This window comes from Vibrio cortegadensis (assembly GCF_024347395.1).
Taxonomy (GTDB): Bacteria; Pseudomonadota; Gammaproteobacteria; order Enterobacterales; family Vibrionaceae; genus Vibrio; species Vibrio cortegadensis.
In genome coordinates this window covers 359273-385936 of sequence record NZ_AP025472.1, presented here as the reverse complement: position 1 = coordinate 385936, position 26664 = coordinate 359273, and the positions used below count along the sequence as shown (strand labels likewise).

The following is a 26664-nucleotide window of genomic DNA, read 5'->3' as shown; positions in this document are numbered from 1 at the left end:
TGAAGTTTGACCTGTTTTAAATAATCAAAGTATCCGTTAAGAGCACTATGGAAAAGACATATAACCCAACATCAATCGAACAAGCTCTGTATAAGACTTGGGAAGAGAAAGGCTACTTTAAGCCACACGGTGACACATCAAAAGAAGCTTACAGCATCATGATCCCGCCACCGAACGTCACTGGTAGCCTACATATGGGTCACGCGTTCCAAGATACGATCATGGATACTCTAATCCGTGCAGAGCGTATGAAAGGTAAAAATACGCTTTGGCAAGTGGGTACTGACCACGCAGGTATCGCAACTCAAATGGTTGTAGAGCGTAAGATCGCAGCTGAAGAAGGCAAAACAAAACACGACTACGGCCGTGAAGCTTTCATCGACAAGATCTGGGAATGGAAAGGCGAATCTGGTGGCACGATCACTAAGCAACTTCGTCGCCTAGGTGCATCTGTAGACTGGGACCGTGAACGTTTCACTATGGATGACGGCTTATCTGCTGCGACTCAAGAAGTCTTCGTTCGTCTATACGAAGAAGACCTAATCTACCGTGGTAAGCGTCTAGTAAACTGGGATCCTAAACTGCACACTGCGATTTCTGATCTTGAAGTTGAAAACAAAGACAAAAAAGGTTTCATGTGGCACTTCCGCTACCCTCTAGCGAACGGTGTTAAAACCGCGGATGGTAAAGACTACATCGTTGTCGCGACTACTCGTCCAGAAACCATGCTTGGTGACACTGGCGTAGCGGTAAACCCAGAAGATCCTCGCTACAAAGATCTTATCGGTAAAGAGATCCTACTTCCTGTTGTTAACCGTCTTATCCCTATCGTAGGCGATGAGCACGCTGACATGGAAAAGGGTACAGGTTGTGTGAAAATCACCCCTGCTCACGATTTTAACGATTACGAAGTTGGTAAGCGCAACAACCTACCAATGATCAACATCCTAACGTTCAACGCTGATATCCGTGATGCTGCTGAAGTATTCACAACCAACGGCGAAGAAAGCGATGTTTACTCAACAGACATCCCTGCTAAATACCAAGGCATGGAGCGCTTTGCTGCTCGTAAAGCTATCGTTGCTGAATTCGAAGAACTTGGTCTTCTTGAAGAGATCAAAGATCACGACCTAACCGTACCTTACGGCGACCGTGGTGGTGTAGTTATCGAACCAATGCTGACTGACCAATGGTACGTGCGTACAGCGCCGCTTGCAGAACCTGCAGTTAAAGCCGTTGAAGATGGTCAAATCCAATTCGTTCCTAAGCAATACGAAAACATGTACTTTGCGTGGATGCGTGACGTGCAAGACTGGTGTATCTCTCGTCAACTTTGGTGGGGTCACCGCATCCCAGCATGGTACGACAATGAAGGTAAAGTTTACGTAGGTCGTACAGAAGAAGAAGTTCGTGAAAAGAACAACCTAGCGCCTGTTGTTGTGCTTAAGCAAGACGACGACGTTCTCGATACTTGGTTCTCTTCTGCACTTTGGACGTTCGGCACGCAAGGCTGGCCTGAAAACACAGATGCACTAAAAACATTCCACCCATCTGAAGTTCTAGTATCTGGTTTTGATATTATCTTCTTCTGGGTTGCTCGTATGATCATGATGACCATGCACTTCGTGAAAGACGAAGACGGCAATGCGCAAGTACCTTTCAAAACAGTTTACATGACGGGTCTTATCCGTGATGAAAACGGCGACAAGATGTCGAAATCGAAAGGTAACGTACTTGACCCTATCGACATGATCGATGGTATTGGTCTTGAAGAGCTAGTAGAGAAGCGTTGTGGCAACATGATGCAACCTAAGATGGCTGCTAAGATCGAAAAAGCAACACGTAAAACCTTCGAAAACGGTATCGAACCATACGGTACTGACGCGCTACGTTTCACTCTTGCGGCTATGGCTTCAACAGGTCGTGACATCAACTGGGACATGAAGCGTCTTGAAGGTTACCGTAACTTCTGTAACAAGCTATGGAACGCAAGCCGTTACGTACTGATGAACACAGAAGAGCACGATTGTGGCATGTCACTGTCTGCTGAAAACCGTGCAAACATGGAGTTCTCTCTAGCAGACAAATGGATTGAATCTCAGTTTGAAGTTGCAGCGAAAGAGTTTAACGCTCATCTAGACAACTACCGTCTAGACATGGCAGCAAACACGCTTTACGAATTCATCTGGAACCAATTCTGTGACTGGTACTTAGAGCTAACGAAACCTGTTCTTTGGAAAGGCACTGAAGCTCAACAACAAGCGACTCGTTATACGCTTATCACGGTTCTAGAGAAAACTCTGCGTCTTGCGCACCCTGTTCTTCCTTACATCACAGAATCTATCTGGCAGAGTGTTAAACCACTAGTAGATGGTGTTGAAGGTGAGACAATCATGACTCAAGCGCTTCCTCAGTTTAATGAAGATAACTTCAATGCTGAGATCGTAGAAGACATTGAATGGGTGAAAAACTTCATCACTGCTATCCGTAACTTACGTGCGGAATACGATATTGCACCTAGCAAAGGCCTAGAAGTAATGATCAAAGTAGCAGACGAGAAAGATGCTGCTCGTATCGAAGCAAACATGATCGTTCTGAACTCTCTTGCTAAGTTAGACGACATTAAAGTTCTAGCCGATGGCGAAGTAACTCCTGCTTGTGCGACTAAACTGGTTGGCAAATCTGAATTGATGATCCCAATGGCGGGTCTTATCAACAAAGATGCAGAGCTTGCTCGTCTAGATAAAGAAGTAGCAAAAACTCAAGGCGAAATCAAACGTATCGAAGGTAAACTAGGTAACGAAGGTTTCGTTGCTAAAGCACCAGAAGTCGTTATCGCTAAAGAGCGTGAAAAGCTAGAAGGTTACAAAGAGACTTTAGTGAAGTTAGAAGCACAAAAGCAAACTATTGCTGCGCTATAATTCACTCCCTGATTAATCAATGAAGTATAAAGGGCAGATTTTTCTGCCCTTTTTATTTATCACAATAATTCAGCCCTACTCTTTTCTGAGCCGATCTCGCACCAAATCATTAATGCGCCCTTTTTAATGACTCAATTCGTTCATTCAACTCAGGATGGGAACTTAACCACGTAGGTAGCTCCATGTGTCCTTCCTTCCCTAGCAACTCAAACATATCTACCATCGCTTGATTTGAGCCGTACAGCCCAACCATTGCATCAGAGGCAAAAACATCGGCTTCACGCTCCGCTTCTTGAGACTGCCCATTATTCGCGACAAACACTCCTAACCCCGTAAAATTATCGATCACACCTGAGCTTTCACCCGTCAATAGCGCCACCGCAGATGAGATCAAGCTAGAACGTACTAATGCTTTCATCACATGCTGATGCTTAATATGACCTAATTCATGCAATAGAATACTGTCTAGCTGCTTCTCCGTTTTCGTTAACCGCACTAAGTCATCCAAAACAACAATGGTTCCACCACTGAGAGCAAAAGCATTTGCACCAACATCTGAAGAACGAAAAACTAATTGTACTTCGTCATGAATATCCATCTGCTCAAGGTGAGAATGAAAACGTTGGCGAATATGAACCTGTTGCTGTTGTGAAAGAGTAGAGTGTTCAAACAATTGCTCATCCAAAGATTCCAGTACCTGTCTCTCAATCAATTGAGGAACTGAATCAGGCAAGTTAGCCACAATCTGATGGGTAAGCCAAGGGATGCCATGAGTAAATATTGAGACAGTAAGGAGCACTAAAGCTAAACTACTCAGTAAAATAGCGGTGATGTTTTTCTCAAGCTTACCAATGAGGCTATTTCGTCCCTTACTTTGCAAATAATGATTCAACTCCTCATTACTGCTTGCGATAAATTGCGAGCCATCAGGGAATCGAATCTTCGTCGGGGACGCTCCAACTCCATGCACAATATCTACACGGTTTAAATATGCGGAGATGCTCCTTTCCGGAAGGTTCAGAGTAACTTTATCGGGTTGAGAAACATCTAATGTCGCCTCGCAGCGTTCGGAGCTACGAGGCGGGTGTGCAACGCCTGATATCATTTAACCAATACCAAGGTCGATATTAAAGGCTTGGGAGATCTCATCTGAAATAGCGGAACTCACATCTGAAGCTTGATCATTGACCAGTAATAGGTCCAAATTCCCTTGAACATAAGTGTTCTCTGATAAGTAACTCATCGTTCGAACCATAACCCACGGCCTAGCTAAGCCAAGAGTAAATACTTGAAGTAAGAAGTTCGTTACCACCAATGAAATATAACTTGTAACGGTTAACGTCGACGAAAAGCTTAGTGCAGAATCCGCTTCACCTTCTTTACTATCAAGCACTAACTCTGAAAACGTATAATTTCTTATTGTCACCCGAATATAGGCAGCAATCGCCATACTCATCACAATGAAACCAAAATAAAAAATTGTAATCATTGAAGCCAAACTACCACTATTAGCCACTTCAGCAAGCGAGTCTGGATTATTGATTAAATTAAAGCCTGCCACACTAAAGAATACCAAAGCGGCAACAACCGATATTAAAGTCCAAGCAATCATACCCTTTAAATACACTTTAAAATAAAAACTGTTTTGGTAGTCTGCTTTAAACTGACGATCACCATAGCAATAACCATTCGAGAAATAATTAGCAATACCGACCAATGACCAAGATTGAAGATAAACATAAGCAGGCATCAATAATAGAATCGCAATACCACCAGCAATCATACTCGCTTTCATAGCAAATACGGTTACAGCAATCGCTGCGATGAAGCCAACCATAACAATGAGGCCGCGTCCAAGTATTGCCCAATAAGCTCCTGAAGTCGTGCCTTGAAAGGAAAAATGAACATTGCGAAAGCTTGTCATTGCAGCATCAAAACGAGCATTACTACGAGCTAATAATGGCAGAAGTGCAAAAAAAACAACCAATAGTACCAATGAAATTTGAGGCGAAAATTGATTGCTGACACCCCAAGCCACAACGCAGATCATTGCGATAATACGACCTTTCAATATTTGTATCGGTTTGCCGTGATATTCAAAGCAATCACCACTAATCGCTGTATTTCCATAAAAGTACCGTTTATTACGAACCTTCGCCCACGCAGAATAAATACCCAGCGTAATGATTGATAATAAGATATTAACAATCCAAATCCCGAAATACTCTTTACCCTGACCACTAAAAGCAACCTGGGTTTCTAACTCATTCTTGTCCATTTTCTATGATTCCATCTGACAGTAGTAAAAATTCATATACGTCTTTGCGCACATCTACCAAGAAAATACAGAAACAGATAGTTTAAATCAATTTATAAATAACGACACATGCGTGCTTTTTATATATTTAAGCTATTGATTTATTAATCATTAATGATGAATAAATGATGCTTATTGACATAGTTGCCATTCGCAACTAAATTAAGTTGCAGTACGCAACTACTTTTAGGTAATAATTATGAACCCAGCCTCATTAAGAGATCTATCTCGCCAACTTGTCAGGCAATTGGGCATGCTAGAAACCCAGTGCGGAGAGGTATCGCTTACCCCCGTTCAAGCTCATGCTCTCATTGAATTAGAAAGATCACCTTGCAGCGTGAACCAAATGGCGAAGCTTTTAAATGTCGATAAATCCAATGCGAGTCGAACTCTTAACCGACTAAGCAAGTTAGGCTTCATCAAAAGTATCACCAACCCAAAAGATAAGCGTAGCCAAGTGACCACCCTAACTGAACAGGGGTTACATACATTGCAGCAATTACACCAGCAACAAGATCACCATTACCAGCAAGTGATTGACCAACTTCCAATCGAGCAATTAACTCAACTTGAAAGCGCCTTAACCATCTATAACCAAGCACTGCTTAATACGGAACGACAAAAAGGTTTAAAGGTGCGTCCTTTAACACCAGCAGATAATTTACCAATAGCCTCTGTCATCCGCACCGTTTCTGCAGAGTTCGGTTTAACCGAAGAGCAAGGCTATGCCGTTGGCGATCCGACTTTAGATTGCATGAGTGAAGTATACTGCGCGAGCAATGCACAATATTGGATAATAGAAGCAGGAGAGACCGTCGTTGGTGGCGGCGGTGTTGCTCCTTTAATTGGAGAGGAAGGGGTTTGCGAACTACAAAAGATGTATTTCTTACCTCAAATCCGAGGTAAAGGTTTAGCGAAAACGCTTGTCACCAAAGCGCTAAACTTCGCTCAGAAACAAGGCTACAAGTACTGTTACCTAGAGACCACCGCAGAATTAAGTGCTGCAGTGGCACTTTATGAATCATTAGGTTTTGAGCATATTAAGCAAGCGATGGGGAATACTGGTCATGAGGTTTGTGAAATTCGAATGCTAAAAGCTTTATGAGCTAAGCAGATCCTTTGCTTTGACAAACGCTTCTATCAACCCCAAAAAACAAAGTCATTAGTACTAGAAGATGGAATCATTAGCACCTGAAAAAAGAGCCATCACGCAGATAACACAGGAAAATGAGTCACGCATAAGTCTTGGCTCAATCCCACCTGAAGCTTCAATTCTTGCCCATCAAGTTTGATTTCAAGTTGATACATATCGTCAGAATTAGGGTTATTTAAATCGATGTATTTAGGGGCTTCAATCTGGAATAGAGCTCCCGCATGGTCGGCTCTGACATCAAGTGGGACATGGTAAGTCATACCATTAAATTTGATCGAAGCAGAAATGAGGCCCGAGGCGAATGTTTGATAGTAAACATCCACTTTAAATTCACAGCCGCCACCGTAATGCCAAATCTGCTCAGTGGTAATATGATCTAGGCGAACGTGTTTAATAAATTGTAAGTACGGCGCTTTCCAAATCCCGATACGACGATCAGAAGGCGTCACTTGTTGCTCACCTAAAGTGCATATATCCAATTTATCTTCTTCAAGCAATAAATCTTCTTCTTGCTCTAAAAAGAGAACTTCAAAGCGATTTCTCCCTAACTGTAAGTAAGGTCGAATGTCTTTCTTATATACGTTTTGAGTGGCATCGCAATCAAACAGCGCCACGCCATTCAACCTAACCTCCGCAAAATAATCGACACCAGCCATTACAAGCTCAACCGCAGGAAACGAGATCATAGTTTCGTCTACATCAATATCATGCATTAAGTGCCACTCTTGATCCGCGATCATCTCTTCTGTTAAATCACTAGGCAGTACCGCACTTAATGCGGATGGGAAAGTAATATCATTTTGAGGTACAGAGAGATCGGTCAATGGTGAGATTTGCCACCAGCCAGCCAGAGGTAATTGCATAATATAAATTGAGCTAGATCAAGTTTGTCTGCATTATAGAGAATGGGTAGATAGAATGACATCTCTTTTTGAGGAATAAAAAATGCCGACTCATAAGCCGGCATTTTAGTAAACAAAAGGATAATTAACGATTACTCTTCGTCATCTTCTTCTTCGTCTTCATGGATAGCGTCCTCACCTTCATAGTAAGTACCCCAGCCATCATAAATAATGTCGAACTTCTCAGCTAAGTTAACCAACTTAACCACTTGCTCATCAATCACATCCGCTTTTAACACAGATTGCATCGTCGCATCACAACAAAGAAGCTTGTTGCCATCTTCATCTTCCGTCTCTTCTGCTTCAAGAACTTCGAAACCCATCTTGAATGCTTCAACAACTGCTTTTTCAAGTACTTCAAAGTTTTCAGCAAAAAGGTGGTGCTCGATGTCATACAGCGCATCCGGATCACTACCGTCTTCAATTAAGGCTTCAATGATGTCGCGTGTATCTTCTTTTTGAATCTCAATTAAATCTTCAACTGATAGATATTCATCTTCGTGAGACATGTTTGTGCTCCAGAATGTGTGCTTATAAGGATCAAATATTATAGCGATGAAATATGTCATGGATCGAGCTTAAAAGCCACTATCAAACCCTCCTAGAACCGATCTTTTCTGGATCAGATTTAAATATTTAATGGCAAGCAAAAAAACGAACAAGGTACATACAGGAAATTAACATTTTTTATGCATAACGAAATTCAGAACAATATTTTTATGGCTTAAAATGAGAAGTGCTCAGTAAACCGCCTGTTTATTATCCTTGATTGCATATAGTCAAAATCAGAAGAGTGCATAATAACGTAATCCAATGATAAAAATGGCATCCGTAATGCATATAAATTCACAATCAAGCTACTGAGACCGCCACTTTTCTATATCTCTCATTGCATATTCACTCACAACATATTGTTAAGATCGAATGTTAGCTTTCAGTATCAAAATTCACCAAACTCCTATATATCAGAGCTAAGCATTACAATAAGCCCACTTCATCAGAATGTTTCACTTATGTTCAATTTGCATATTGCCGATAACCTTGCCATAACTACACACTGGACTAATAGTAAGGATACAAAATGAGTAAGTTGTACGTTGGCTCTGAAGTCGGTCAGTTAAGACGAGTATTACTAAATCGCCCGGAGCGCGCCCTCACCCACTTAACCCCATCCAACTGTCATGAACTTCTTTTCGATGACGTATTAGCAGTTGAAGCTGCCGGGAAAGAGCATGATGTTTTCGCCAATACACTTCGAAATCAAGGAGTCGACGTTCTCCTGTTGCATGATCTTTTAGTCGAAACTCTCGATGTAGCAGAAGCAAGAGAGTGGCTTCTGGAGACCCAAATCTCTAATTTCCGTTATGGGCCAACGTTTGCTCGTGAGCTGCGTATCTACCTCGCAAGTATGGACAATGAACACTTAGCGACGATACTTCTTGGTGGCCTAGCCTACTCTGAGTTGCCGATTCAATCCTCTTCAATGCTGCCTAAAATGCATCGCCCACTCGACTTTGTGATTGAACCTTTGCCTAACCATCTCTTCACTCGCGATACATCTTGTTGGGTATATGGTGGCGTCTCCCTTAACCCTATGATGAAAGCAGCAAGACAACGTGAAACGAATCACTTGCGTGCTATCTATCGCTGGCACCCCACATTTGCAGGGCAGGACTTCATTAAGTATTTCGATGATGAACATTTGAACTACGATAATGCCAATATTGAAGGCGGTGATGTTCTGGTGATCGGTAATGGTGCCGTTCTGATTGGTATTTCAGAGCGAACCACTCCACAAGGCGTTGAAAATATGGCGCAGAACCTTTTCAAAACAGGCCAAGCGAGTGAAGTGATCGCTATTGATTTACCTAAACATCGCTCATGCATGCACTTAGATACCGTAATGACTCACATGGATATTGATACTTTTTCCGTTTATCCAGAAATCGTTCGTAAAGATTTGAATACATGGCGTTTAACTCCTAAACAGAATGGAGAAATGAAAGCGGAAGAGTCGCATAGCTATATGAGCGCCATTGAGTCGGCTTTAGGGATTGATCAACTTAAGATCATCACGACTGGCGGGGACAGTTATGAAGCGGAGCGTGAGCAATGGAATGATGCCAATAATGTTCTCACAGTGAAACCAGGGGTCGTCATCGGTTATGAGCGTAATGTCTATACCAATGAAAAGTATGATAAAGCAGGAATCGAAGTGCTTACCATCCCTGGTAATGAATTAGGACGTGGTCGTGGTGGCGCTCGCTGTATGAGTTGCCCTATTGAGCGTGATGGCATTTAGTTTATCTACCTATGAAAACTAATCTCTAAACCTTAATCTCTAAAACCTCTATCGATACTTCTAAGGGCTGATTTTTTCAGCCCTTTTCTATTTTTGCGATAAATAATTATTCACAATTATGGCATTTATATGTATAAGTATTTTCTACCCTATTCATTATCTTAAGGAATGAGACATGGCTTTCAATTTGCGCAACCGTAATTTCTTGAAACTGCTCGATTACACTCCTAAGGAGATCCAATTTCTACTGGATCTCTCGATGGATCTTAAAAAAGCGAAATATGCTGGCACTGAGCAGAAGCGTTTAAGCGGTAAAAATATCGCTCTGATTTTTGAGAAAGCTTCCACGCGAACTCGTTGTGCTTTTGAAGTTGCCGCATTTGATCAAGGCGCTCAAGTTTCTTACCTAGGTCCATCGGGTTCTCAGATCGGTCATAAAGAGTCAATGAAAGACACCGCTCGTGTATTGGGGCGCATGTATGATGGAATTGAGTACCGCGGGTTTGGGCAAGACATTGTTGAAGAGCTTGGTGAGTATGCTGGCGTTCCGGTTTGGAATGGCCTCACCAATGAGTTTCACCCGACTCAGATTCTAGCCGACTTCCTCACCATGCTTGAACATGGCCGCGGCAAGTTGCTCCATCAAACCACTTTTGCCTACCTTGGCGATGCTCGTAATAACATGGGCAACTCACTGTTGGTTGGCGCTGCAAAAATGGGGATGGACATCCGTTTAATCGCACCAAGATCATTTTGGCCTGACGAATCATTAATTAAAGAGTGTCAGCAAATCGCCGAACTTACTGGAGCGACGATTACTCTGACAGAAGATGTAAAACAAGGCGTGGAAGGTTGTGACTTTCTCTATACCGATGTTTGGGTCTCAATGGGAGAATCAGAACAAGCATGGGATGAACGTGTTGCATTAATGACGCCCTATCAAATCAACATGGATGTAATTAAAGCGACTGGCAACCCTCAAGTGAAATTCATGCACTGTCTACCTGCATTTCATAATGATGAAACGACTGTCGGTAAAGAAGTCTCCGACAAGTACGCCATGAATGGTTTAGAAGTGACTGATGAAGTATTTGAATCAGACTACTCGATTGTTTTTGATCAGGCTGAAAACCGTATGCACACCATCAAGGCTGTCATGGTTGCAACCTTAGGGGACTAAGTCTCACGAACTTATAGTTTTCAAAAATTTAAAGCTCTCACGAATTGAAAGCTTTCTCGAATTTAAAGTTTTCACAAGCGTAATAGGTGGCGACTTTTGCGCTTTACCTCTTCGGGGTTTGAAGGCAAACTAACCACCTAGTTTCCCCTAACAATCGATGGAATATTATAATGACTAAAGTTCTTCATACAGAATCAGCTCCTGCAGCAATCGGTCCATACATTCAAGGTGTTGACCTAGGCAGTATGGTTCTGACTTCAGGCCAAATCCCTGTAGATCCAGCAACAGGCGAGGTTTCTGATGACATCGCAGTTCAAGCTCGTCAATCTTTAGACAATGTAAAAGCTGTCGTTGCAGCATCTGGCTTAGCCGTATCAGACATCGTTAAGATGACGGTATTCGTAAAAGACTTAAATGATTTCGGTGCTGTAAATGAAGTTTACGGTAAGTTCTTTGATGAACACAATGTAGAACATTACCCAGCGCGTTCTTGCGTTGAAGTGGCTCGTTTGCCAAAAGATGTGGGTATCGAAATCGAAGCGATTGCCGTTCGTAAATAATACCCTTCCGGGAGTTATACCAATCACAGTAAGTAGATAGTCATAAATAGCGCAGGAAAAATGCTTGAGAACAAGGCAGAAATTTTCGATAAATAGTTATTCTACAATCAAAATTTTTAACGCCGTTATCGAGTATTTTAACAAGCTAGGATGACCAGTTATTTACTACGATTGGTATTACAATACGATAGAAACAAGAAAGGGTTGAACTCACCAGTTCAACCCTTTTTTTTGCTTAAGGTTATTCTTAATCTGTAACGGTTTGCTTTTTATTAAGCAGAGCAACTTCTTGATCTAAAGCCTCGAGTTTCTCTTTCATTTGCTCACGGCATGTATTCGCAAGCTCTCGAATATTACTCTTGTTATAACCTTCAACACTCACTGGAGGAAGCATTTCAACGATAACGTGACCGTTATTCCAACGGTTCAGTTTTACGCCCCCCGTACTGCTGCATACAATCGGTACGATTGGCACCTCAGCGCCAACGGCAGCATGAAATGCCCCAGTTTTAAATGGCAACAAACCACGCCCACGTGAGCGAGTCCCTTCTGGGAACATCCAAATAGAAACGTCACTATTTTTAATGCTGTTGACTACTTGATCAATCGTACCTACCGCTTTGCTGCGGTTCGCACGGTCAATCAAAATGTTACCTGTTAACCAGTAAAGCTGACCAAATAGCGGCATCCAAACTAAGCTCTTTTTTCCTACCGTAACTACTTTTGGTGTCACCGCAGCAGAAACTGTAAACAGATCCCACGTATTTTGGTGGTTAGCGACGTAAACGTGCTGGCCACGCGTGTAGGCATCATCAGGAAGGCGCAGCTCCAATTTAATACCAAACACTTTAGACATATAGCCAAAGTAACGGCCAAATCTAAATACATGCTTTGGGTTGCGTGGGCTAAACAAGCAGTAACCACAACCAAACACAAACATGACGATAGCAAAAACAACAACCGCCAACAGGCGTAAAAGTGCAATCATTTTAGTTCTCCAAACAACGCCCATGTTCCATTCGTATAAAATGGAACAGGAAGAAATTAATTCAATAAAAAAGCCGAAACCCTAGGATTCCGGCTTTCTAAGCAAGCGATCAGTTAGCTTGACTCTCGAAAACGCTCAATATTGGCGCCAAGAGCCGAAAGCTTATCTTCGATCTTATCGTATCCACGATCAATATGATAAATACGATCAACAATCGTCTCACCATTTGCGATACAACCAGCAATCACTAAACTTGCAGAAGCTCGTAAATCGGTCGCCATCACTTGAGCACCACTGAGCGACTCAGTGTCACCACAAATAACCGTATTACCTTCGATTTCCGCTTTTGCTCCCATACGTTGCAGTTCAGGAACGTGCATGAAGCGATTTTCAAAGATCGTTTCCGTTATCATGCCATTGCCTTTCGCCATCATATTCAACAGCGTAAATTGAGCTTGCATATCGGTAGGGAAACCAGGGTGAGGTGCAGTAACAATTTTGACAGACTTTAACTCACGTTCGGTCATATCAAGGCTGATCCAGTCATCACCGGATTCAACAACCGCTCCCGCTTCTTCTAGTTTTGCTAATACGGCTTCAAGTAAATGTGGGTGGGTATTTTTACATACTACCTTACCACCAGATACCGCAGCAGCAACAAGGAAGGTCCCTGTTTCAATACGGTCAGCAACAACTGAGTGCTTACCACCAGCAAGTCGTTCAACCCCTTCAATGGTAATGGTATCAGTACCTGCACCAGACACTTTCGCGCCAATGGCATTTAAGAAGTCAGCAGTATCTACAATTTCAGGTTCACGCGCTGCGTTGTCTAAAATTGTCGTACCTTCTGCTAAGGTCGCCGCGCACATAATAGTGATCGTTGCGCCAACACTGACTTTGTCCATGACAATGTGAGCGCCTTTTAAACGACCATCAACTTCAGCTTTAACGTAACCATCTTCAAGCGTAATCGTTGCACCTAATTGCTCTAAACCATGAATATGGAGATCCACAGGACGAGCACCAATCGCACAACCACCAGGCAATGAAACCTGACCTTGACCAAAACGAGCGACCAAAGGACCTAAAGCCCAAATAGAAGCACGCATCGTTTTCACTAAATCATATGGCGCACAATATTCATTGATTTGACTACCATCGACATGCACGCTGCCATTACGGCTCACTTTTGCACCTAAACGCTTAAGCAGTTCCATCGATGTATCGATATCACGAAGATGCGGCACGTTCGCCACTTCAACTGGCTCTTCCGCTAAGATAGATGCAAATAAAATAGGAAGTGCTGCGTTTTTAGCACCAGAGATAGTCACTTCACCTGTTAACGGTGAATCAGACCCAATAACTCGAAACTTTTCCATCAATAAACCTTACAGCGACATCAATTTCTTATCGCGATCCCACTCTTCTGGAGTAAACGCTTTGATTGAAAGTGCGTGAATGTCATTACGTTGAATATAATCCGTTAGCGGACCATAAATTAATTGCTGCTTCTTTACTCGGCTCATGCCATCGAAACAAGCATCAACTGCGATTACTTCAAAGTGACTGCCTTCGCCTTTCACTTTGATCTCTTGAAGGCCTAGTGCTTCTTCTAATAATTGTTGTACTTTTGTGCTGTCCACAAATCACCCCTGCCTAGTTTTGGATATGTTCAGCCATCAATGGCTGTATATTGCTCAATTGGAACAATGTGCGTAATTGTTCTGGCACGAAACCGAGCATTATATGACAATTTTGTTTTTTTGCATGCTCTATTAAGTGGATTAACATCACCATTCCAGACGAATCAATACGCTGAACTGACGATAAATCAACATTTACTTGAATTTGAGCCGTTTTCCAAGCGCGTAAATATTCCCATAACGCGGGGACTGTATCTCTATCTAAGTCACCACTTAGCGCAAATTTATCGTCGCTCAGTTGCTGCCATTGTGAGTGGGTCATTATTTAGCACTCTCAAAACGAATCGGTTGTTTCGCTAATCTTTCTAGCTCTTGAGCGACAGCGACAATCCCATCTTGACGAATTTTACCGTTCCACTCTGACTGCTTACTCGATAACAGGCTAATTCCTTCCGCGATCATATCAAATGCTTTCCACTCACCTGTTTTCTTATCTTTTCTTAGCTTGAATTCAAGCTTGATGTTCGGTCGAGGAGCATCGACAATATCAACTCTTACGCTTGCAATTCGTTGAGTCGGTTTGATTTTAGATTCGGGTGCAAACTCAATCACTTGATCTGTATATTGAGTCAGAACTTGCGCGTAAGACGCGACTAAATAACCACGAAACGCATCAATAAAGACTCTTACATCTTTCTTGTACCCTTTTGGATTCTCTTTTTTCGCCGCTTTTAAATTAGGCCCAAGTAGTTTCAAAGAAGCATACTGCTCATTGACATACGGCATTAACTCTTCTTCTACAACCACTTTCAAATGTTCTGGGTCGTTTTGAATGATCGCCTGATCCGCTTTCAAACGAGAAAATGCTTGCTCAGCTACCTGCTTCATCATTGCGTATGGTTGAGTTTGATCAACCTCTTGGGCAAATAGCGGTAATGAATACAAAAATGCGGAGGCAATTAATAAAATTCGTTTAAACATAGGCACCTACTATTTATCGTCAGAGTTACTTTCAGAATCAGAGCCGCCAACGCTATACAAAACTTGGCCGATTAAATCTTCTAAGACTAATGCTGATTTAGTGTCTTCAATAAAGTTACCTTCAACCAACATCTCTTCATCGTCAAAAACGAAGCCAGGAACAAGGCCAATATACTGCTCACCAATAAGACCTGACGTTAAAATTTGTGCACTAGAGGTATCCGGAAACGGGCCGTATTGGCTATCAATAGATAACGAAACTACGGGTAAGTAACTTTCCGTGTCTAAAGTAATGTCACTCACGCGCCCAATCACTACACCACCAACCTTCACTGGTGAACGAACTTTTAAGCTACCGATGTTATCAAATGCCGCTTTAAGGGTATAAGTATCACTTGAACCTAAACCTTTAACGTCAGCGACTTGAAAAATCATCACCAAGATTGCGCAAATTCCTGTAATGACAAAACTGCCAACCCATAATTCTAATTTTCGAGTTTGTTGCATGATTAATTCCCAAACATCAATGCTGTAAGTATAAAGTCTAGCCCCAATACTGCTAGAGATGAATGCACAACTGTGCGTGTTGTCGCTCGGCTGATCCCTTCCGATGTCGGAATCGCATCGTAGCCATTAAACAGTGCAATCCATGTAACCGTAATGGCGAATACCATACACTTAATCATGCTATTGCCGATATCTTGTCCTAACTCCACTGAAGATTGCATCGCAGACCAGAAACTACCGTGATCGATGCCTTTCCAATCAACACCAACAAGTTGACCGCCCCAAATACCAACGGCCATAAAAATCATCGCCAATAATGGCATTGAAATTAACCCTGCCCATAGACGAGGCGCGATCACTCGCTTAAGCGGGTCCACAGCCATCATTTCTAAGCTTGAAAGCTGTTCTGTTGCTTTCATAAGGCCAATCTCCGCAGTTAATGCTGAGCCTGCTCGACCAGCAAACAGTAAAGCGGTAACCACTGGGCCAAGTTCACGTAGCAAAGAGAGAGCCACCATTTGGCCTAAACTACCCTCCGCACCATAGTCAATTAAGATCACGTAACCTTGTAAGCTAAGAACCATGCCGATAAATAGACCAGAAACCACAATAATCGCGAGTGACTGAACGCCAACATGATAGAGTTGCTTGATCAATAGAGGGAGATTTTGCATCGGTCGAGGTCGCCCTACCAATGCGCCAAATAACATAAGGCTCGCACGCCCCCAAGCTTCGCATATCGCTAAGGTTCGACGCCCTACTTTGGCAATGTAATTTGCAAACATTTAGAACAGATCCTTTTCTAAACTTTGTGCAGGGAAGCGGAATGGAACAGGACCATCGGCTTCACCTTGGAGAAATTGTTGGACCATAGGATCAGGGTTATTGCGTAACTCTTCAGGTGAACCACACGCTATAATCCGCCCATCAGCCAAGAGATAAACCCAATCCGCAATACTCATCACTTCTGGAACATCATGAGAAACAACAATAGAGGTAAGCCCTAGCGCATCGTTTAGGTTACGGATTAATTTGACAAGAACACCCATTGTAATCGGGTCTTGCCCGACAAAAGGTTCGTCATACATAATTAAATCAGGATCTAATGCAATCGAACGGGCTAATGCCGCCCTTCTTGCCATCCCCCCCGAGAGCTCGCTTGGCATCAATTCGGCTGCACCACGTAAGCCAACCGCTTCAAGTTTGAGTAACACGATGGTTCGTAGTAACTCTTCACTTAATTCCGTATGTTCACGCAACGGAAACGCCACGTTATCAAACACATTTAAGTCCGTGAACAGCGCTCCAGATTGAAACAGCATGCTCATTTTTTTTCGTGCTTGATACAGTTTTCGACGGCTTAACTGAGGAATGTCATCACCATCAAACAATATTTGACCTTGTTCTGGTAACAACTGTCCGCCGATCAAACGCAAAAGCGTCGTTTTTCCGATCCCAGACGGCCCCATGATCGCCGTTATTTTACCTTCGGGAACATGTAAACTGATGTCATCGAAGATAAGACGATTTCCACGAGAAAAAGTTAAATTATTAATCGTTACAAGATCGGAACTAGGCATAGTATCTCTATATTGTTCGCTATCAAAAGTGGGTAGCTATCAAAAATCACCGATATTAATTAGTAATCATAAGCATTAAAAAATAGAATTAAAAGCACTGTTCGATTAAATTACGTAATAATGACAACTCACGTCATTTAGAGCCAAGATAATAAGTCTGACAATAAAACTCATTATTTTACAGATTAATAGCAATTTATCTTATCTTCATCTTCCCTTTTAGCAGCCAACAGGTCAAAATTAGCGGTTATCTAACTTTAATATTTGGGAATCATCATGCTTGAAGCCGTTGCGTTTCTTATTGTAGGTCTAATCTTTTTAGTTTGGAGTGCCGACAAATTAGTCTTTGGTGCAGCTGCACTTGCAAGAAACGTCGGGATCTCACCACTAGTGATTGGCATGACAATTCTAGCGATGGGCTCTTCCGCTCCAGAAATGATGGTTTCAGCAACCGCCGCTCTTGATGGAAAAACCGATACGGCGGTGGGTAATGTGCTTGGTTCTAATATAGCCAACATTGCCTTAATTCTCGGCATTACCGCTCTGATAAAACCCATGTCGATCAGTTCAGGCGTCATTCGTCGTGAACTGCCGCTAATGATTGCCGTGACACTTTTGGCTGGTGCTCTTCTATGGGATAGCCACTTAGGTTTTCACGAAGGCATCTTACTGTTTGTTCTTTTCGCGACATTTTTAATTGCCATGCTACAGATCAGCCGCAATGAGAAAAAAAATGGCGACGCCTTCATCGAAGATCAAGAGTCAGAAATTCCAGAAGGTGTCAGTAACAAAAAAGCGGCGATGTGGGTCGTTATTGGTCTTATCGTTCTCCCATTATCTGCGGATGTTTTGGTCGACAACGCTGTCGTTATTGCTAAATTTTTCGGTATGAGTGATTTGGTTATCGGCCTCACCATTATTGCGATTGGAACAAGCCTTCCAGAACTCGCGGCATCATTAGCAGGTGTCATGAAAGGCGAAGATGATATGGCCGTCGGTAATATTATTGGTTCCAACGTATTTAACATCCTTGCCGTGATGGGGATCCCTGGCGTGTTGAACCCGTCAATCCTCAGCGAATACGCAATGGGCCGAGATTTTTGGGTCATGCTAGGCCTATCACTTCTTCTTGTTGTGATGGCGTTAGGAAAATCTCGCAGCATTAACCGTATTGAAGGTGGCATTCTGCTAGTCTGCTTCCTAACTTACCAAGGTTATTTATTTATGAACATGGCCGCTTAACCGTGTTTGCCATCGTTCCACGACGATAAAGTCTCTTAATTCGCTCAAGTTCCGGAGTTATTAATGCCTACTACATTTGACTATCGCAGTGTTGCAGAACAAGTGCTACAAACGGAAATTGCTGGTCTACAGCAGTTATCGCAATACTTTGATGACCAATTTTGCCAAGCGTGCGAGCAGATCTTACAAAACCAAGGCAAAGTCGTGGTTATGGGGATGGGTAAGTCTGGCCATGTCGGAAAGAAAATAGCCGCGACCCTGGCGAGCACAGGAACATCCTCTTTCTTTGTTCATCCGGGGGAAGCTGCACACGGTGATTTAGGTATGATATCACCGGGCGATATCGTCATTGCTATCTCAAATTCTGGCGAGTCATCTGAAATTCTGAGTCTTTTCCCTGTGTTAAAGCGCCTCAACATTCGCATCATTAGCATGACAGGCAAAGCCGAATCTAATATGGCGAAACTGGCGGATCTGCACTTACGAATTACGGTGCCGGAAGAAGCATGTCCATTAGGATTAGCACCAACAACGAGCACCACAGCAACACTCGTGATGGGTGATGCGCTTGCTGTCGCCCTGCTTCAAGCAAGAGGATTTACCGCTGAAGACTTCGCTCTTTCCCACCCTGGTGGTGCTCTAGGTCGTAAACTGCTGCTAAAATTAGAAGACATTATGCACACTGGTGATGAACTGCCAGTCGTAACACCTAACGCGTTAATCCGAGATGCCTTACTTGAAATTTCGCAAAAAGGATTAGGTATGACCGCCATTGTGGATGATAACGACCAAATGGTTGGAGTGTTCACTGATGGTGATTTACGCCGAACGTTGGACAAACGCATTGATATCCACAGCGCCACCATTGGCGAAGTGATGACACAGAATCCAACGGTTGCAGAACCCAATATGCTCGCGGTTGAAGGCCTGAACTTAATGCAAGATAAAAGCATTAGTGGCTTAATGCTATGCGACAATGGCAAACTTGTTGGCGCACTAAATATGCATGATCTATTGAAAGCTGGAGTGATGTAATGACTCAAATGACCGAAACATTATACGGCCCAGTCGCCACTGACATCATCAATATTGCAAAAGAGATCAAACTGCTTATCTGTGATGTCGATGGCGTATTTTCTGATGGTTTAGTCTACATGGGGAATAATGGCGAAGAGCTAAAAACCTTTCATACTCGTGATGGGTATGGCGTGAAATCATTAATGAATGCTGGCATTGAAATAGCCATCATTACAGGACGCCAATCTCAAATTGTCGAAAATAGAATGAAAGCGTTAGGTATCTCGCTGATTTACCAAGGGCAAGACGATAAAGTAAAAGCGTATCGTGACATTTGCGAAAAATTAAACATTGCGCCTGAACATACAGGTTATATTGGTGACGATCTTATCGATTGGCCAGTAATGAAACAGGTTGCACTCAAAGTTTGTGTGGCAGACGGTCACCCTCTTCTTGTCCAACGCGCTAACTACGTCACTACCATTCATGGTGGGCGTGGTGCAGTTCGAGAAGTCTGTGATTTGATTTTGCACGCACGCGATGAGCTGGATACCCATAAAGGTTTAAGTATATGAGTTTGTCTCGTATTCTTTATATCTTACTGCTATTTATTGCCTCTTGGTCTACTTATTACCTTTTCGATAAGAGCCAAGGCACAACCGTTCAAGTTGCTCCTAACTTAGAACTTCCAATGTTCAGCGGTAAGAACTTAGAGAATATATCCTTCAATTCAGAAGGCGTTCGTAGCCACAGCATTACATCGACAAATTTAGACCACTACGCAAAAAGTGGTGAGACTATTTTTGAGAACCCAAAACTGTCTGTTTTCCGAGATGGAAAAACAGTGGAGTGGAAAATTACGGCTCGCCGAGCTGTTCTCGATGAAGAGCAAGTACTGACACTTTATGATAATGTGTCTGTAGAAAATTTATTGCCTGGCGCCAGCTTTAAAAGCATGTCGACAGATGAATTGCGTATTGAACTCGTGAGCCGAAATTTTCAAGCCAACAACAGTGTCTTGTTGATTGGTCCTCAGTTTAAAACTGAAGGACAAGCGATGAAAGGCAGTTTCGAACACAATAACGCCACCCTCTTTAACCATGTTCAAGGTAGATATGAAACTCTTACACCTTAGCTTATTAGCGTTTGCTTTCGCGGCACCAAATGCACTTGCGCTATCGTCAGATACCGACCAGCCGGTATACATTGACTCTGATAGCCAGCAGCTTGATATGAAAAGCAACCAAGTTACTTTTATTGGTGATGTGAAATTGAAACAAGGTAGCATCAGTATCAATGCCGATACCATCACCGTCACTCGAAATCCAGATGATGGTTCAATTAAGCAGATCAAAGCATTGGGTACGCCAGCCTCTTTTTCTCAGTTAACCGATGACGGTAAAACCCTCTCAGGTGAAGCTGAGAAACTTAATTATCAATTATCATCAGATGAACTTCTGATGACAGGTGAAGCAACGCTTTCCCAAGATGGGAATGTCATCAAAGGCTCTTCCATTCAATACCAAATTAAGTCTCAAAAACTGGTTGCTGACAGTAACCAAGATGAACGCGTAACGACGGTATTACAGCCTTCAACTCAACAGCCGAATAAGTAACTATGTCTGTACTCAAAGCGGAAAATTTAGCCAAGAGCTATAAGAAACGAAAAGTGGTCACCGATGTTAGTCTTGAAGTCAATTCAGGGCAGATCGTTGGTTTATTGGGGCCAAATGGTGCAGGTAAAACCACCTCTTTTTATATGATTGTAGGTTTAGTTGCTCGTGATGAGGGCACCATCAGTATCGATGGTGAAGATATCAGTATTCTGCCAATGCACAGTCGATCTCGCTTAGGTATTGGTTACTTGCCTCAAGAAGCGTCGATTTTCCGTAAGTTGTCTGTAGAAGATAACATTATGGCCGTCCTACAAACTCGTAATGAACTGACGAGAGAAGAGCGACAAGATAAGCTTGAAGATCTTTTAGAAGAGTTTCATATTCAACATATCCGTCTTAGTAACGGTATGGCACTTTCTGGTGGTGAGCGCCGCCGAGTTGAAATAGCACGTGCCCTTGCTGCTAACCCACAGTTTATTTTACTTGATGAACCCTTTGCAGGTGTCGATCCCATCTCGGTGATTGATATTAAGAAAATCATTGTTCACTTGCGAGACCGTGGCTTAGGCGTACTCATAACCGATCATAACGTGAGAGAAACGCTTGATGTCTGTGAAAAGGCTTACATCGTTAGTCAAGGCCACTTAATTGCGGAAGGCACTCCTGAAGACGTCCTCAATAATGAGCAAGTAAAACAAGTTTATCTCGGTGAACAATTCCGTCTATGATTAAATAGAGAACGGAAAAAACTAGAATAATAAGGTAAACCATACTGAATGAAACCTTCACTACAACTTAAGCTAGGTCAACAGTTAGCAATGACACCTCAGTTACAACAAGCGATCCGTTTGTTGCAACTGTCGACATTGGATTTACAACAAGAGATCCAAGAAGCGCTAGAATCCAATCCACTTCTCGACATAGAAGAAGGAAATGATGAAAGTGCCGCTACTGATGACAAAAGCAGTAGTGAGGCGAACAACGCTTCAGAATCCTTAAACGCTGAGACCACCAGTGCTGAACCTACCAGCGAACCTGAACTACCTGACAGTTCAGATCTCATAGAGAAGTCAGAAATCAGCAATGAACTCGAAATAGACACCACTTGGGAAGATGTTTACAGCGCGAATACGGGCAGCACAGGCATCGCTTTTGATGATGACATGCCCGTATATCAAGGTGAAACCACCCAAAGCCTACAAGATTACTTACTGTGGCAACTCGATTTAACCCCATTTAGCGATACAGATAGAACCATTGCCCTCGCAATTATTGATGCGATTGATGATTATGGCTACCTCACCACCTCTAGTGAAGATATTTTAGAGAGCTTTGATAATGAAGAGATAGAACTCGACGAAATTGAAGCGGTAAGGAAAAGAGTTCAGCAGTTTGACCCGCTAGGCGTTGGCTCACTTAACCTTCAAGACTGTTTACTATTACAACTTGCCACCTACCCTGAAGATACCCCTTGGCTCAATGAAGCCAAACTCGTATTGGCCAATCATATTGATCAACTCGGTAATCGTGACTATAAGTTGGTGATCAAAGAGACCAAGTTAAAAGAGGCGGAACTACGTGAAGTTCTGCACCTTATCCAGCAGTTAGATCCAAGGCCGGGAAGTAAAATCACCCCCGACGAAACCGAATATGTCGTGCCTGATGTCTCTGTCTTTAAAGATCACGGCAAGTGGGTGGTAACCATTAACCCAGATAGCGTTCCTAAGCTAAAAGTTAATCAACAGTATGCGCAATTAGGCAAAGGCAATAGCCCAGATAGCCAATACATCCGAAGCAACTTACAAGAAGCGAAATGGTTAATTAAAAGCCTAGAAAGCAGAAACGAGACGCTGCTCAAAGTTGCAAGGTGCATAGTTGAACATCAACACGATTTCTTTGAATATGGTGAAGAAGCGATGAAACCTATGGTGCTCAATGATGTAGCACTGTCAGTAGAGATGCATGAATCCACCATATCTCGTGTAACCACACAAAAATTCATGCATACACCCAAAGGCATTTTTGAGCTGAAATATTTCTTCTCTAGCCATGTGAGTACCGACAATGGTGGAGAATGTTCATCAACAGCAATACGTGCACTAATTAAAAAATTAGTTGCCGCAGAAAACACAGCAAAACCTCTGAGCGACAGCAAAATTGCGGCTCTACTGGCTGACCAAGGGATTCAGGTTGCTAGAAGGACGATAGCGAAGTACCGAGAATCATTAGGCATTGCCCCTTCAAGTCAGCGTAAACGCCTGCTTTAAGGCCAATAACTGAAAAGGAAAGTCTATGCAAATCACCATTAAAGGCCATCACGTTGATCTTACCGATTCAATGCAAGACTATGTTCAAACCAAGTTTCAAAAACTTGAGCGATTTTTTGATCACATCAATAATGTTCACGTAGTATTACGCGTAGAAAAAGTGACTCAAATTGCTGAAGCGACTCTCCATGTTAACCTTGGGGATATTCATGCTACCGCTGAAGATGAAAACATGTACGCCGCGATCGACTCACTTGTTGATAAGCTCGTTCGCCAACTTAATAAACACAAAGAAAAGCTAAGTAGTCACTAACCATGCAATTAAGCGAAGTACTTTCATTGAACTGCACAAAAAGTGCAGTTCAATGTACTAGTAAAAAAAGAGCCCTAGAACTGATCAGTCAGATTGCGGCTGAATACACGGGCCAAAACTCCCACGAACTCTTTGAATGCATGCTCAGCCGTGAAAAAATGGGCAGTACTGGCATCGGAAATGGGATCGCCATTCCCCATGCTCGTATGTTTTCAAGTGACAAAGCCATCGCTGTCTTACTTCAGTGCCAAGAACCGATTGAGTTCGATGCCATTGATAACCGTCCTGTCGACCTTCTTTTTGCTCTTCTTGTTCCTGACGAACAGTGTAAAGAGCACCTAAAAACTCTCTCGTGTATGGCAGAACGTTTAAACGATAAACAGACATTAAAGCAGTTACGTAAAGCTCAAAGTGACGAAGAGCTATACAGCATCATGACTCAAGCGTCTTCAACCAATAACGAACAGGATTCACCGTGCGTTTAATTGTAGTAAGTGGACAATCTGGAGCGGGAAAAAGCGTTGCATTACGAGTATTAGAAGACCTTGGTTATTACTGCGTTGATAACCTTCCGGTCAATTTACTCGATGCGTTTGTAACCTCAGTACAGAGTGGCAAACAGAATGTTGCCGTGAGTATCGACATTCGAAACTTACCAAAAGAGCCCACTCTTGTTTCCGAAACGCTAGAAAAGTTGAAGCCTCACAATGACGTCAGCGTATTGTTTCTGGATGCCAATGAAGAGACATTATTAAAACGTTATAGTGAAACGCGTCGGATACACCCTCTGTCGCTCAATGATGATAAGCCATCCCTGATCCAAGCAATTCAGCGTGAGAAGGCGATACTCTCTCCCTTAAAAGAGCAAGCTGACTTAGTTTTAGATAGCACCAACCAGTCACTTTATGATTTAAGTGAAACGATACGAATGCGTATTGAAGGACGAGAACGCCAAGATTTAGTCATGGTATTTCAATCTTTTGGTTTTAAATATGGCTTACCTAGCGATGCAGACTATGTGTTTGATGTTCGCTTCTTACCGAACCCACACTGGGAACCTGATTTACGCCAATTTACCGGTTTAGATGCACCCATAAAGTCGTTTTTAGAAAGCCATTCCGAAGTGATTGAACTCAAGCAACAGATCCAAAAGTTTATTGAGAACTGGTTACCTATGCTTGAGAAAAACAACCGCAGCTACCTCACGGTTGCGATTGGTTGTACCGGAGGAAAGCATCGCTCAGTCTATATCACCCAACAAATTGGGGAATATTTTTCAGAGTTAGGTCATCAAGTTCAAATTCGTCATGCCTCATTAGAAAAAAATAAATAGGGAATAGCATGAAACTCAGCAAGACGGTTCTTATTCAAAACAGACTCGGTTTACACGCTCGAGCTGCAGTAAAACTGGTTGAATTAGCGCAAAGTTTTGATGCCATCATTACCGTTCATAATCACGAAGATAAAACCGCAACCGCTGATAGCGTAATGGGTTTATTGATGTTGGAGTCCGCCCAAGGACAAGACATCACCGTTCATAGTGAAGGCAGTCAAGCTCAGCAAGCTCTTGATGCGGTATGTGAGTTGATTGAACATAAATTTGATGAAAGCGAATAATTTTTCACAGATCTTTCCTGCACTTATTATTGAATCTCAGCCACATCACCTCTATTTTTAAACAGACTTATCTTCGCTCGAACCGAAAGCCAATAAATTCTTGCAGAAACAAGTATTTTGAGGTGGTTTGAGCATAAAATTAAGTTACTATTCCAACCATTATCAGTTTAACGAGTTAGGAGGAAACCATGGCAGAGCAATTAGAATTCGACCAAGCTCACCAAACCCTCCAAGAAGTTAGTGAAGCGCTAGAAAATGGCCGTTTTGTTCATGTCCGCCGCCAACTTCAGGACATGGAACCCGAAGATATTGCTCACCTGCTGGAAGCTTCTCCACGTAAAGGTCGTGAAGTACTTTGGCAACTCACCGATCCTGAAGATTATGGTGAGATCCTTGATGAATTAAACGAAGATGTAAAAGATGGCCTCGTATCCAAAATGGCCCCAGAGACGCTTGCAGAAGCAACTGAAGGCATGGATACCGATGATGTCGCTTACGTACTTCGTAGCTTACCGGATAAAGTTTCAAAAGAAGTACTGTCGCAAATGGACAGTGCTGATCGTGCTCGTGTAGAAACCGCTCTATCTTATCCAGAAGATACCGCTGGTGGGATCATGAACACCGACGTAATCACGATTCGTGCTGATGTCGATGTAGATGTGGTATTACGTTATCTACGTATGAAGGGTGAATTACCCGAAGCCACGGATGCTCTCTACGTCATCGATGATGAAATGCGTTTAATTGGCCACTTATCATTAGTTTCACTGCTGACAACTCAACCCGATGTGCCTGTTACTGAGGTGATGGATGATGCAGATGAAGCGATCTCGGTTGATGCCAGTGACTCAGATGTCGCCAGCCTGTTTGAACGACGTAACTGGGTATCGGCTCCTGTCGTTGATGAAAACCAACACCTCGTTGGCCGTATCACCATCGATGATGTGGTTGATATTATCCGTGAAGATGCCGAACACTCGATGATGAGTATGGCGGGTATGGATGATGACGAAGATACCTTTGCTCCTGTCGTAAAATCAGCACGACGTCGTAGTGTATGGCTTGGTGCAAATGTCCTTGCCGCCCTTGCTGCTGCGTCTGTTTCCAACATGTTTGAAGCAACCCTAGACCAAATGGCCGCCATTGCGGTATTAATGACCATTGTTCCATCAATGGGTGGTGTTGCCGGGAATCAAACCGTTGCACTAGTGATTCGCGGTTTAGCACTCGGTCATATCGGCGACAGTAACAAACGAGAACTCCTTTTTAAAGAAGCCGCCATTGGCTTTTTAAACGGCATTCTTTGGGCGCTGATCATCGGTGGGATTGTCGTAGCTTGGAAAGGAAATTGGATGCTTGGCGGTATTATTTCAGCCGCGATGATGACGAACTTGCTCATGGCAGGAATTGCAGGCGTGACGATTCCAATTTTCCTCAAGAAAATGAATATCGACCCAGCACTTGCCGGCGGTATGGCGCTCACAACCGTCACAGACGTTGTCGGTCTATCGGTATTCTTAGGGTTAGCCACAATACTTATCTAAGCGCAGTCAATATT

29 protein-coding genes are annotated in these 26664 nt (G+C 42.8%); 17 read left to right on the top strand and 12 right to left on the bottom strand.

Annotation, left to right across the window (positions count from 1 at the left end; all coding sequences use genetic code 11):
- Window positions 1–47 precede the first annotated feature (47 nt).
- The gene (locus tag OCV39_RS01820) at window positions 48–2921 is read left to right on the top strand and encodes a valine--tRNA ligase (protein ID WP_261888827.1); all 2874 of its coding nucleotides are present in this window, start codon (window positions 48–50) and stop codon (window positions 2919–2921) included.
- Window positions 2922–3030: 109 nt separating this feature from the next.
- On the opposite strand, the gene OCV39_RS01815 is transcribed toward OCV39_RS01820, so the two are convergent.
- Together OCV39_RS01815 and OCV39_RS01810 are read right to left on the bottom strand one after the other, a co-directional pair.
- The gene (locus OCV39_RS01815; RefSeq protein ID WP_261888826.1) at window positions 3031–4026 is read right to left on the bottom strand and encodes a M48 family metallopeptidase; all 996 of its coding nucleotides are present in this window, start codon (window positions 4024–4026) and stop codon (window positions 3031–3033) included.
- Window positions 4027–5199 (bottom strand): YjgN family protein, encoded by a 1173-nt coding sequence (locus OCV39_RS01810; RefSeq protein WP_261888825.1) that lies wholly within the window; start codon window positions 5197–5199, stop codon window positions 4027–4029.
- A 238-nt stretch (window positions 5200–5437) separates the two neighbouring features.
- On the opposite strand from OCV39_RS01810, the gene OCV39_RS01805 reads away from it, so the two are divergent.
- A complete protein-coding gene (locus tag OCV39_RS01805; RefSeq protein WP_261888824.1) occupies window positions 5438–6343 on the top strand; it encodes a bifunctional helix-turn-helix transcriptional regulator/GNAT family N-acetyltransferase in 906 nt (301 codons plus the stop codon).
- Window positions 6344–6444: 101 nt separating this feature from the next.
- Here OCV39_RS01805 and OCV39_RS01800 read toward each other — a convergent pair whose 3' ends face one another.
- The gene (locus OCV39_RS01800; protein ID WP_261888823.1) at window positions 6445–7254 is read right to left on the bottom strand and encodes a glycosyl hydrolase 2 galactose-binding domain-containing protein; all 810 of its coding nucleotides are present in this window, start codon (window positions 7252–7254) and stop codon (window positions 6445–6447) included.
- A gap of 131 nt (window positions 7255–7385) precedes the next feature.
- Window positions 7386–7802 carry a ribonuclease E inhibitor RraB gene (gene rraB / locus OCV39_RS01795; RefSeq protein ID WP_017051834.1) on the bottom strand — a complete coding sequence of 139 codons (417 nt, stop codon included), beginning with the start codon at window positions 7800–7802 and terminating at the stop codon, window positions 7386–7388.
- Window positions 7803–8374: 572 nt separating this feature from the next.
- Here rraB and arcA point away from each other — a divergent pair.
- The 3 genes from arcA (at window position 8375) to OCV39_RS01780 (ending at window position 11335) form a co-directional block, all read left to right on the top strand.
- Complete coding sequence (gene arcA / locus OCV39_RS01790) at window positions 8375–9595, top strand: arginine deiminase (RefSeq protein WP_017051835.1); 1221 nt, start codon at window positions 8375–8377, stop codon at window positions 9593–9595.
- 175 nt (window positions 9596–9770) lie between these two features.
- Complete coding sequence (gene argF / locus OCV39_RS01785) at window positions 9771–10775, top strand: ornithine carbamoyltransferase (protein WP_261888822.1); 1005 nt, start codon at window positions 9771–9773, stop codon at window positions 10773–10775.
- 170 nt (window positions 10776–10945) lie between these two features.
- Window positions 10946–11335 carry a RidA family protein gene (locus tag OCV39_RS01780; protein ID WP_113795524.1) on the top strand — a complete coding sequence of 130 codons (390 nt, stop codon included), beginning with the start codon at window positions 10946–10948 and terminating at the stop codon, window positions 11333–11335.
- A 247-nt stretch (window positions 11336–11582) separates the two neighbouring features.
- Here the strand turns inward: OCV39_RS01780 and OCV39_RS01775 are convergent, their stop codons facing one another.
- The 8 genes from OCV39_RS01775 to mlaF all read right to left on the bottom strand — a co-directional run bounded on the left by OCV39_RS01775 (window position 11583) and on the right by mlaF (window position 17034).
- Entirely contained in the window at window positions 11583–12323 is a 741-nt protein-coding gene (locus OCV39_RS01775) for a 1-acylglycerol-3-phosphate O-acyltransferase (protein WP_113795522.1), read from the bottom strand.
- Between the two features lie 113 nt (window positions 12324–12436).
- Window positions 12437–13702 (bottom strand): UDP-N-acetylglucosamine 1-carboxyvinyltransferase, encoded by a 1266-nt coding sequence (gene murA, locus OCV39_RS01770; protein WP_113795520.1) that lies wholly within the window; start codon window positions 13700–13702, stop codon window positions 12437–12439.
- 9 nt (window positions 13703–13711) lie between these two features.
- Window positions 13712–13966: a BolA family iron metabolism protein IbaG gene (gene ibaG, locus OCV39_RS01765; RefSeq protein WP_017052146.1), complete on the bottom strand. Its 255-nt coding sequence runs from the start codon at window positions 13964–13966 to the stop codon at window positions 13712–13714.
- A gap of 13 nt (window positions 13967–13979) precedes the next feature.
- Window positions 13980–14288 carry an STAS domain-containing protein gene (locus OCV39_RS01760; RefSeq protein ID WP_261888821.1) on the bottom strand — a complete coding sequence of 103 codons (309 nt, stop codon included), beginning with the start codon at window positions 14286–14288 and terminating at the stop codon, window positions 13980–13982.
- Window positions 14288–14947 carry an MlaC/ttg2D family ABC transporter substrate-binding protein gene (locus OCV39_RS01755; protein ID WP_261888820.1) on the bottom strand — a complete coding sequence of 220 codons (660 nt, stop codon included), beginning with the start codon at window positions 14945–14947 and terminating at the stop codon, window positions 14288–14290. The genes OCV39_RS01760 and OCV39_RS01755 overlap by 1 nt, the downstream gene beginning before the upstream one ends.
- 9 nt (window positions 14948–14956) lie before the next feature.
- Window positions 14957–15454, bottom strand: coding sequence for an outer membrane lipid asymmetry maintenance protein MlaD (mlaD, locus tag OCV39_RS01750; protein ID WP_113795518.1), 498 nt, complete (start codon window positions 15452–15454; stop codon window positions 14957–14959).
- A gap of 2 nt (window positions 15455–15456) precedes the next feature.
- Entirely contained in the window at window positions 15457–16239 is a 783-nt protein-coding gene (mlaE, locus tag OCV39_RS01745; RefSeq protein WP_017052142.1) for a lipid asymmetry maintenance ABC transporter permease subunit MlaE, read from the bottom strand.
- Window positions 16240–17034, bottom strand: coding sequence for a phospholipid ABC transporter ATP-binding protein MlaF (gene mlaF / locus OCV39_RS01740; protein ID WP_017052141.1), 795 nt, complete (start codon window positions 17032–17034; stop codon window positions 16240–16242).
- 276 nt (window positions 17035–17310) lie between these two features.
- Here mlaF and OCV39_RS01735 point away from each other — a divergent pair, with 276 nt between their 5' ends.
- The 12 genes from OCV39_RS01735 to mgtE all read left to right on the top strand — a co-directional run bounded on the left by OCV39_RS01735 (window position 17311) and on the right by mgtE (window position 26650).
- A complete protein-coding gene (locus OCV39_RS01735) occupies window positions 17311–18276 on the top strand; it encodes a calcium/sodium antiporter (RefSeq protein ID WP_113795514.1) in 966 nt (321 codons plus the stop codon).
- 63 nt (window positions 18277–18339) lie between these two features.
- Window positions 18340–19311, top strand: a complete 972-nt coding sequence (gene kdsD / locus OCV39_RS01730) for an arabinose-5-phosphate isomerase KdsD (protein WP_017051728.1) — start codon at window positions 18340–18342, stop codon at window positions 19309–19311.
- A complete protein-coding gene (gene kdsC, locus OCV39_RS01725) occupies window positions 19311–19868 on the top strand; it encodes a 3-deoxy-manno-octulosonate-8-phosphatase KdsC (protein WP_261888819.1) in 558 nt (185 codons plus the stop codon). The genes kdsD and kdsC overlap by 1 nt, the downstream gene beginning before the upstream one ends.
- Complete coding sequence (lptC, locus tag OCV39_RS01720) at window positions 19865–20428, top strand: LPS export ABC transporter periplasmic protein LptC (RefSeq protein WP_017051730.1); 564 nt, start codon at window positions 19865–19867, stop codon at window positions 20426–20428. Before kdsC ends, lptC begins: the two co-directional genes overlap by 4 nt.
- Complete coding sequence (gene lptA, locus OCV39_RS01715; RefSeq protein ID WP_017051731.1) at window positions 20409–20909, top strand: lipopolysaccharide transport periplasmic protein LptA; 501 nt, start codon at window positions 20409–20411, stop codon at window positions 20907–20909. The genes lptC and lptA overlap by 20 nt, the downstream gene beginning before the upstream one ends.
- A gap of 2 nt (window positions 20910–20911) precedes the next feature.
- On the top strand, window positions 20912–21637 hold the full coding sequence (gene lptB, locus OCV39_RS01710) for an LPS export ABC transporter ATP-binding protein (protein ID WP_017051732.1): 726 nt from the start codon (window positions 20912–20914) through the stop codon (window positions 21635–21637).
- A gap of 48 nt (window positions 21638–21685) precedes the next feature.
- Window positions 21686–23176, top strand: coding sequence for an RNA polymerase factor sigma-54 (locus tag OCV39_RS01705; RefSeq protein WP_261888818.1), 1491 nt, complete (start codon window positions 21686–21688; stop codon window positions 23174–23176).
- A gap of 25 nt (window positions 23177–23201) precedes the next feature.
- Window positions 23202–23489: a ribosome hibernation promoting factor gene (gene hpf / locus OCV39_RS01700; protein WP_017051734.1), complete on the top strand. Its 288-nt coding sequence runs from the start codon at window positions 23202–23204 to the stop codon at window positions 23487–23489.
- A gap of 2 nt (window positions 23490–23491) precedes the next feature.
- Window positions 23492–23974 (top strand): PTS IIA-like nitrogen regulatory protein PtsN, encoded by a 483-nt coding sequence (gene ptsN / locus OCV39_RS01695; RefSeq protein WP_017051735.1) that lies wholly within the window; start codon window positions 23492–23494, stop codon window positions 23972–23974.
- Window positions 23965–24822, top strand: coding sequence for an RNase adapter RapZ (gene rapZ, locus OCV39_RS01690; protein ID WP_261888817.1), 858 nt, complete (start codon window positions 23965–23967; stop codon window positions 24820–24822). Before ptsN ends, rapZ begins: the two co-directional genes overlap by 10 nt.
- 8 nt (window positions 24823–24830) lie before the next feature.
- Entirely contained in the window at window positions 24831–25106 is a 276-nt protein-coding gene (locus OCV39_RS01685; RefSeq protein ID WP_017051737.1) for an HPr family phosphocarrier protein, read from the top strand.
- A gap of 188 nt (window positions 25107–25294) precedes the next feature.
- The gene (gene mgtE / locus OCV39_RS01680) at window positions 25295–26650 is read left to right on the top strand and encodes a magnesium transporter (protein ID WP_113795506.1); all 1356 of its coding nucleotides are present in this window, start codon (window positions 25295–25297) and stop codon (window positions 26648–26650) included.
- Window positions 26651–26664 lie beyond the last annotated feature (14 nt).